This is a genomic window from Bifidobacterium miconis (genome assembly GCF_019331735.1).
GTDB lineage: Bacteria > Actinomycetota > Actinomycetes > Actinomycetales > Bifidobacteriaceae > Bifidobacterium > Bifidobacterium miconis.
Map to the genome: position 1 here is coordinate 1 of NZ_JAHBBH010000082.1, position 1,626 is coordinate 1,626.

General features: G+C 62.2%; 1 protein-coding gene and 1 pseudogene. Both read left to right on the forward strand.

Annotation, left to right across the window (positions count from 1 at the left end; all coding sequences use genetic code 11):
• A partial coding sequence (locus KIH79_RS12675; protein ID WP_236023859.1) for an ABC transporter substrate-binding protein occupies positions 1-785 on the forward strand: 785 nt, incomplete at its 5' end.
• A gap of 623 nt (positions 786-1,408) precedes the next feature.
• Positions 1,409-1,626 (forward strand): annotated as a pseudogene (locus KIH79_RS12680) (ABC transporter ATP-binding protein); the annotation flags it as partial.

The following is a 1,626-nucleotide window of genomic DNA, read 5'->3' on the forward strand; positions in this document are numbered from 1 at the left end:
TCGGCTACTCGCTGGCCACCTACGTGTTCACCTACAACACCAAGGCCGGCGCCCTGAAGGACATCGCCGTGCGCAAGGCCATCAGCCAGGCGTTCGACAACGAGACCTGGAACAAGATCGCCTACCAGGGCATGGACTGGAACCCGGAGCGCCCGGGCTCTGAGGTCTTCCTGCAGTTCCAGAAGGGCTACAAGAACAACCTCCCGGCCGACGCCCAGAAGTACAGCGTCGACGCCGCCAAGAAGACCATGGAAGACGCCGGCTACAAGCTCGGCTCCGATGGCTACTACGCGAAGGACGGCAAGACCGTCGAGGTCTCCTACGTCTACTACGGCGACTCCTCCACCACCAAGGCCAAGGCCCTCGCCTACCAGGCCATGATGAAGAAGGCCGGCATCAAGGTGAAGGTCGACAACCGCGCCACCTCGCAGTGGTCCGACGATATGTCCAAGCACAACTACGAAGTGATGGGCATGGGCTTGACCGCGACCAACCCGTTCGGCCAGACCTCCATCGTCCAGCTCTACGGCTCTGACTCGCCGTCCAACTACGCGCAGATCGGTTCCGACGAGGTCGACAAGCTCGCCGCCATCCCGGGCACCATCGAAGATAACGATAAGGCTGTCGAGGCCGGCAACAAGGCCGAGGCCGCCGCGTTCGAGCTCTACGGCACCATCCCGACGGACACCCCGCCGAGCTACGTCGCCGTCAAGAAGGGCCTCGCCAACTACGGCCCCGCCGGCTTCCAGACCAAGCACTGGGAGAACATCGGCTGGCAGAAGTGAGCATGATCCGCGCATAACGCGCGAGGAACCAACTTCTACTTAGGGCATCGGGAAGGGTCCCTGCAGTTCGCTGCAGGGACCCTTTCTTGTATCCGGAATCGCGCTGCGTACGATGCTGAGCGTATTGACGGCGCTATTGCGCCGTGACGCTCCCCCAGTCAGCCTAGCGGCTGACAGCCCCCTCAGCCGAGGGGGCTCCTGTGGCTCCGACGGTGCCGATACCATGCAACGGCATTGATGTTCGCAGGAGCTCCCTCTGACGAGGGAGCTGGCCGCCGCAGGCGGACTGAGGGAGAGAATGCGGCACGCCAGTGCCGCCGGCAAACGCAGCATCGCGCGCGGCGCGATTCCTTGATTTCGCGACGGGCGGAAAAGGGGTTGAATCGTTGCAAAGTCGCGGCAACACGCACGGAATCAACGGGTTGAAATCACCTGCCGTTCGCATAGACTAGACGGCGTTTGCGAATCCGAACAGGGGTTTCGGCCGGCGAGGAGAGCGTCGGTTGCGGAATACTCGAGAAACACGACGGTCGTGAATCGTGGCGGCAGCGAATGCCGCGTGCGGTGGGAGAAGCCGCACAGTAACCACAAGCAAACAAACAAGAATGCGGGGATTTCCTCACATGTACGTCGACCCGACGAAAAACCAAGACAAGGGCAATCTGCGTTGGATCCTGCCCTACTGCAAACCCGACCTTCCGCGCGTGGCGGGAGCGCTCGTACTGTTCTGCGCGAACAACACGATGGCGCTGACCATCCCGCTCCTTTCCGGCATGCTCGTCGACCAGGTCATCACGCAGGGCCACACCGAACGGCTCGCGCACCTGTGCATGCTCATGAT